The sequence below is a fragment of the Acinetobacter sp. ANC 4910 genome (assembly GCF_004331035.1).
GTDB lineage: Bacteria > Pseudomonadota > Gammaproteobacteria > Pseudomonadales > Moraxellaceae > Acinetobacter.
Genome location: NZ_SJNT01000006.1, coordinates 220,626 through 227,375 on the forward strand (window position 1 = coordinate 220,626; position 6,750 = coordinate 227,375).

Annotated in this window: 6 protein-coding genes; 5 read left to right on the plus strand and 1 reads right to left on the minus strand. The window is 43.1% G+C overall.

Translation table 11 applies throughout. From position 1 onward, the window contains the following. Nucleotides 1-213 precede the first annotated feature (213 nt). From rnr to E0H82_RS09045, 5 genes are read left to right on the plus strand one after another with little or no spacing between them, the layout of a single operon-like run. The gene (gene rnr, locus E0H82_RS09025) at nucleotides 214-2,655 is read left to right on the plus strand and encodes a ribonuclease R (RefSeq protein ID WP_171458275.1); all 2,442 of its coding nucleotides are present in this window, start codon (nucleotides 214-216) and stop codon (nucleotides 2,653-2,655) included. Between the two features lie 54 nt (nucleotides 2,656-2,709). Beyond that, complete coding sequence (locus E0H82_RS09030; RefSeq protein ID WP_131264316.1) at nucleotides 2,710-3,597, plus strand: VanW family protein; 888 nt, start codon at nucleotides 2,710-2,712, stop codon at nucleotides 3,595-3,597. A 58-nt stretch (nucleotides 3,598-3,655) separates the two neighbouring features. Continuing rightward, on the plus strand, nucleotides 3,656-5,695 hold the full coding sequence (locus E0H82_RS09035) for a M3 family metallopeptidase (protein ID WP_131264317.1): 2,040 nt from the start codon (nucleotides 3,656-3,658) through the stop codon (nucleotides 5,693-5,695). Nucleotides 5,696-5,733: 38 nt separating this feature from the next. Beyond that, on the plus strand, nucleotides 5,734-5,940 hold the full coding sequence (locus E0H82_RS09040; protein ID WP_016168574.1) for a YheV family putative metal-binding protein: 207 nt from the start codon (nucleotides 5,734-5,736) through the stop codon (nucleotides 5,938-5,940). Nucleotides 5,941-5,956: 16 nt separating this feature from the next. Next, nucleotides 5,957-6,400 (plus strand): hypothetical protein, encoded by a 444-nt coding sequence (locus E0H82_RS09045; protein ID WP_131264318.1) that lies wholly within the window; start codon nucleotides 5,957-5,959, stop codon nucleotides 6,398-6,400. A gap of 132 nt (nucleotides 6,401-6,532) precedes the next feature. Here E0H82_RS09045 and E0H82_RS09050 read toward each other — a convergent pair. Then, nucleotides 6,533-6,750 (minus strand): transposase (locus E0H82_RS09050; RefSeq protein ID WP_165492939.1); only part of this gene is annotated, 218 nt, incomplete at its 5' end.

Below are 6,750 nucleotides of genomic sequence, written 5' to 3' on the forward strand. Positions count from 1 at the left end.
TCAATTTTTTGCTTTTTTTTGCTCATTTAAATACTTTTTAAGCAATTTATTCAAACTTGAACGGAATTTATACGGTATCTCAGGTTCTAGCATCCAAAACTCAACCCGCTCACTTGAATTGCGCTGTGAAAAACACATTATTGCAATCATTTACGTGCAGTCTGACGCAGCATGTCTTATGCTAATCCTATCTTCTGACACAAAACCAAATCCATGATGAAAAATTGGGTCGATCCTGAAGCTAAAGCGGAAGCTGAACGCTACGAAAATCCTATTCCGAGCCGTACGCTCATTTTAGAAACCATAGAACAATTAAACTCGCCACAATCACATGCTGATTTAGTGGAACATTTCCAAATTGCCGATCAAAAGAGCATTGATGCTCTAAGTCACCGCCTCATCGCTATGGTGCGTGATGGTCAACTCATGAAAGATGGTTTTAAATTTCAACGTATGGCCGATCAACCAAGCCATGAAGCTACGGTCTATATCAACAGTAAAGGCTTTGGTACAGCCAGTATCGCAGGTCATGATGATTTATTTCTACCTGAACGTGAACTGCGCCAAGTCTTTAATGGTGATCGGGTTAAAGTGCAACAAACTTCGGTTGACCGCAAAGGTAAAGCTTGGGGCTTTGTCTCTGAAGTTTTGCAACGTCGCGTCAAGCAAATCATCGGAAAAGTCTCACAACATGAAGGTGAATACTTTATTCAACCTGCCAATCCAAATGCACATCAACCCATTACACTAGAAAAAGAGTTGATTGAGCATGCAAAACTCAAACTGGGTGATTCAGTCCGTATTGCGATTGACGACTACCCAACTCGTGAAGAATTCGCAACGGGACACGTGATTCAGTCCATGGCTGACAAAGCGGATACCGAAATCATTATTCCGCAAACCATTCTAGAGTTTGGTTTGCCATATGAATTCCCAGAAGAAGTCCTGAAAGAAGCTGAAAGCTTTAAAGAACCCAATGCTAAAGACCGTGAAGGTCGTATCGATTTACGCGACTTGCCTTTAGTCACCATTGATGGTGAAGATGCTCGCGACTTTGATGATGCCGTTTATGCCGAAAAACGTTCTGGCGGAGGCTATCGTGTAGTCGTGGCGATTGCCGATGTCAGTCACTATGTCCGTATTGGCAAACCGCTGGATGATGAAGCACAAGAACGTGGCACCTCAGTTTATTTCCCGCATTTTGTGCTGCCAATGTTGCCTGAAGCACTCTCGAATGGATTGTGTTCTTTAAATCCGCATGTAGACCGTTTATGCATGGTCTGTGATTTAAAACTTTCCCGTGCAGGTCGCGTCACAAGCTTTGAATTCTACCCTTCAGTCATGCATTCCAAAGCACGTCTCACCTACACACAAGTTGCCCAATATTTCGATGGCGACAGTGCTGCAGTGCCTGAAGATCGTGAAGTACGTAAATCACTGAATACCTTACTCCAACTGTACCAAATCCTTAAAGACTTACGTGGCAAACGTCATGCTATGGAATTTGAAACCGTCGAAACCTACATGACCTTTGATGACTTGGGTGGTATTAATGAAATTCTGCCACGCACGCGTAACGATGCACATAAACTGATTGAAGAATGTATGTTGTTGGCGAACGTGGCTGCGGCTGAGTTTGCTCTCGAGCATGATATTCCAATGCTGTACCGTGTGCATGAACCACCTGAGTTCTCTCGCATTCAAAAAGTCCGTGATTTTGTTAAATTATTGGGACTGAAATTCCCAGACCAACCCACACAAGCAGATTATCAGGCAGTCATTGAAGCGACCAAAGATCGTATCGATGCACCAAGTATTCATGCAGTGTTGTTACGCTCTATGATGCAAGCTTATTACGGCGCGAAAAATGCAGGACACTATGGTCTGGCTTATGAAGCCTATACCCACTTCACTTCGCCAATTCGCCGCTACCCAGATTTACTGCTGCATCGTGCCATTAAAGCAAAATTAGCTGGAAAACCATTCCCACTTTCAGGCGCAGCACTGGATGATGCTGGTGAACATTTCTCTCAGACTGAACGTCGTGCAGATGAAGCCTCTCGCTCTGTAACCATGTGGTTAAAATGCCACTATATGCAACAGCATCTAGGGGATGAATTTGTCGGGGTGATTTCGGCTGTGGCTGAATTTGGTCTGTTCGTGACCCTGAAAGACCTGTATGTCGATGGTATGGTACATGTCAGTAAACTCGGCGATGACTTCTTTGTGTTTGACCAAGTCAGCCAAAGTCTGGTGGGACAAAACCGTGGACAAACGTTTGGTTTAGGCGATGAAGTCAAAATTAAAGTGGCTGGCGTGAACTTAGAAGAGCGCAAGATTGATTTTGAACTGATTCAACAACTGACCCACGCGGGACGTGCGATTCGTAGCCGTGCTCCACGTATTGCCAAAGCAGCAACGGTTCAGGCGAAAGAAGAAACTTTTAACCCACGTGCGGCGAAAGCTGCAACTGAAGCACGAGAATCTGGCGATCAACCCGTTGTGAAAAAGAAAGCCAAGTCCAAAGCCAATTCTTTCGCTAAAAAAGCCGATAAGAAAGCCTCGGGTAAAACTGAGACTAAAGGCAAAGACAAAGCCAAGAAAAAGAGCAAAGACAAAAAGAAAAAAGCCAACGCGAAAGTGCGTAGCGAATAAACCGATGCGGTGTTAAGACTTCTGGTCTTAACACCCTTTTTTTATAAAACTATAATGAAATTTATTCGACGTTTTATCCGTAAACCCATTAGCCAGTATCATCCGCTGTTTTATTTTTTATCGACCCGCACTCGACGGGCATTACGTCATTGGCAATGGAAAACTGATGGTCAAGATTATGCCCAGCAAAAATGCTCAACGCGCTTACCCTATCGGGTTAAAAAACATCAATCAGTCTTGATTCGAAAATTAGGCGACAGTGAACAGCACTGGCAACACAACAAAGTGATCAACTTAAAAATAGCCAGCCCTTGTATTTCAGGCATTCTTATTCATCCCAAACAAACCTTTTCTTTCTGCCAACTGGTCGGGCAACCTACACAAGCCAAAGGCTATGTTGAAGGGATGGAACTGAGTTTTGGCCAAGCACGCGGTGGGATTGGTGGTGGAATCTGTCAAATTGCCAATCTGATTCATTGGTTGGTACTCCATAGCCCATTACAAGTGGTGCAGCGCGCCCAGCACTCCTTTGACCCATTCCCCGATCAAGGACGGGTTTTACCTTTTGGCAGCGGTGCTGCGATCTTTTATAACTATATTGATTATCAATTTTATAATCCAACGCCACATAGCTTTCAAATCCGCTTGTGGTTTAGTGACAAATGTCTGGAAGGAGAACTTCGCTGTTCGGCAGACTTGGGGTATGTCTATCATGTGTTTGAGCAACAGCATGCATTCTTAAAAATTGGGCAAGACTATTATCGACAGAACGAAATCTGGCGCCATCGCAAAGAAAAATACAAAAGTGGTGAAATTCTGGAAACAGAATGTATGACCCGTAACTTTGCCAAGGTCTTGTATATTCCTCAGCGTATAGATCAATCCTTTACCTCTTGGGCTGAATTTAGGTCTGAACAGCAAACTCGATCAATTAAAACTTGATTTCCCGTGCAAGAGCCCCTACATCTAGATGAAGTTTAAAATGAAATGGCGAATGCACATGCACTTAGATCAAGCAACTCTACCTGTTCCTCAGTTTGATCAAATTCAACTTAGCGACTTAAAACAACAAATTGAACAAGCCATTCAACACGGTCAGCAATTTTTAGCCGAACTCACTGCAGTACCTGAACAGCACCCTGCACAACTTCAAGTTTTAAGCCAAGTCGATGAACTTGAAAATAATATGAGTGAATCATGGGGTGTTTTATCCCACTTAAATGCAGTGATGAACAATGCTGAAACTCGTGATGTCTATCAGTCTTTACTCCCTGCACTCAGTGAATATTATACGGCGCTTGGGCAACACACGGTACTGTACCAAACTTATCAACAGGTACAAGATTCAGCAGAATTTCAGCAATTACCTGCGGCACAGCAAAGTGCCATCAAACTGGCATTACGTGATTTCAAACTCTCTGGCGTAGCCTTAGAAGGCGAAGCGAAAAAGCGTTATGCTGAAATCTCAGCGCGCTTATCGCAATTGTCTTCCGATTTCTCCAACCATGTGTTGGATGCCTCTCAAGCCTATTTCAAACCCTTAAGCAAAGACCAACTTAAAGGTCTACCTGCCAGCAGTGTTGAACTGTTAAAACAATATGGTCAGCAACGTGAACTTGAACAAGCCGTTGCCACCTTAGATATTCCTGCTTATTTGGCGATTATGACCTACGCAGAAGATCGCGGTATCCGCGAAGAATTGTATCGTGCTTATACCACCCGCGCTTCCGATCAAGCAGAACAAGCTGAATTTGATAATACGATAGTGATGGAAGAAATCTTGAGTCTGCGTCAGGAAATGGCACAGTTGCTCGGTTTTAACAACTATGCTGAATTGTCCCTCGCCAGCAAAATGGCACCTGATGTTGACACCGTCGCCAACTTTTTAATCGAACTGGCAGAACATGCACGTCAACCCGCTGAACAAGAAATTGCTGAACTGAAAGCCATTGCACAACAAGATGGGGTTGAAAACCTAGAACCGTGGGATACAGGTTTTTACTCAGAAAAACTCAAAGTTCAGCAATTCAATCTATCTCAGGAAGATTTAAAACCATATTTCCCTGCTCCTAAAATTATACAAGGCTTATTCAGCATTGTTGAACGCCTATATGGCATTCAAATTGTGCAACGTGAAGCCCCTGTTTGGCATCCAGATGCACAATATTTTGAACTGGAAGATCAAGGTAAAGTGGTCGGTGGTTTCTATTTTGACCTCTACGCGCGGAGTGGCAAACGTGGTGGTGCATGGATGAGTGGCTTCCGCTCCCGTATGCAAACCGCACAAGGTTTACAAAAACCGATTTGCTACATGGTATGTAACTTTACTCCACCCGTCGCAGGACAAGCGGCTTTATTGACTCATGATGAAGTCACCACCCTATTCCACGAATTTGGGCATGGCTTACACCACATGCTGACCGAAGTCGATCATATTTCTGTGGCAGGGACGCATGGCGTTGCTTGGGATGCGGTAGAATTGCCAAGTCAATTTATGGAATTCTGGACATGGGACAAAGAAAGTTTAGATTTACTCAGCGAGCATATTGAAAGCAAAGCGGTACTTCCTGAATCCTTGCTCAAAGCCTTGCTTGATGCCCGTTTTTTCCAGTCTGGTATGCAAACCTTACGTCAAATCGAGTTTGCCTTATTTGATCTGAATATTCATCGTACTACCCCTGCTTTAAATTCAGCGGGCATTCAAACAACATTAGATCAAATTCGTCAGAACTATGCCGTTGCCCCAACAGCATCTTATAACCGTTTCCAACATAGCTTTAGTCACATTTTCGCGGGAGGTTATGCTGCGGGCTATTATTCTTATAAATGGGCGGAAGTTTTAGCCAGCGATGCCTTTGATCGTTTCGAAAAAGAAGGAATTTTCAATACCCAGACTGGCAAAGAGTTTCGACAGTTTATTCTAGCAGTTGGCGGAAAAGATACCGCACTTGATGCATTTATCAATTTCCGCGGACGTGAACCAAAAATAGATGCATTATTACGCCATCAGGGTTGGACGAACGCAGATAAAACCGCTTAAACTACGTCATTATTGTTCACAGGGTGTTATTAACTGACATGAAAAGACAGTTTATCGCAGGCGCAAAATGTCCTAAATGCGGAGCTTTAGATCGTGTGGTTAAAATCATCACTGTGGATGACGAGTGGATTGAATGTATAACGTGTGAATATACAGAAAAGCGCCCAACCCATGTCGAGTCTGCTGAACCTGAACATCCAGACGAAATTGGGGTCATTCAATTCAAACCTCGTCAGCCTGAATAACAGCAAGGTTTAAGTCATGACGTTAGATCAAAGACAAAATTCAAAACTTTTAATGGGGATTATTGCTGGACTGGTTGTATTGGTGGCTATTTTTTTAGCTTATCAATGGATGTCGAGCACTCAACCACAACATGAAGTTGAGCAGCAAGTGGTTCATGCACCTGCAAAACCCGTGGTGAAAGCGGCTGTACCTGTGGTGGACAATTCGGCTTCTACGGCGGCTGCAAATACGACTACTGAAGCACCGATTCAATTGGTCGATGAAGCCATTTTAAAACAAGATGTGCCGAAAAATGCCAGCTTGGCCAAAGAAGAAATTGCGAAACTGGATGACATTCAGACACAACTGGATGAACAAGAGAAAACATTGAAAGCGCAACATACTGATGCAGATGACCTAATAGCCTTGAAAGAAGAACAGGTGAAATTACTCGAAGCTCAGCTCGCCAAAGCGCAATAAAATATTCAAATAAAATTCGGCTAGAATGGATTCCGTTTCCCTCTATGCCGAATTTTCTAGCTGATCTGCTCGTGTTGCAGATCTAACCAATAGATCATGTATTCGTGCATATCAATAGATCTCTTTCATAACTCATTTTTCATTCAATTCTAAGTTGTAAATTCCAGCAATTAAATTGAATCTTAAACCGAGCCTTTTCCCTCTATTTCGATAGCGCTCTGAAAGTATTTTGAAGGTCTTGAGTACACCAAATACATGTTCAATTCCTATTCTTCTTTTATTGATTTCACGGTTGTGTTGTTTTAATACAGGATCTAATTGACATCCTCGTTTTGCTTTTATTGGTATTA

What these genes read in the sequence shown, in the direction of transcription:
- E0H82_RS09045 (WP_131264318.1), top strand. Translation starts at nt 5,957, where the DNA reads ATGACGTTAGATCAAAGACAAAATTCAAAACTTTTAATGGGGATTATT.
- rnr (WP_171458275.1), top strand. Translation starts at nt 214, where the DNA reads ATGATGAAAAATTGGGTCGATCCTGAAGCTAAAGCGGAAGCTGAACGC.
- E0H82_RS09040 (WP_016168574.1), top strand. Translation starts at nt 5,734, where the DNA reads ATGAAAAGACAGTTTATCGCAGGCGCAAAATGTCCTAAATGCGGAGCT.
- E0H82_RS09030 (WP_131264316.1), top strand. Translation starts at nt 2,710, where the DNA reads ATGAAATTTATTCGACGTTTTATCCGTAAACCCATTAGCCAGTATCAT.
- E0H82_RS09035 (WP_131264317.1), top strand. Translation starts at nt 3,656, where the DNA reads ATGCACTTAGATCAAGCAACTCTACCTGTTCCTCAGTTTGATCAAATT.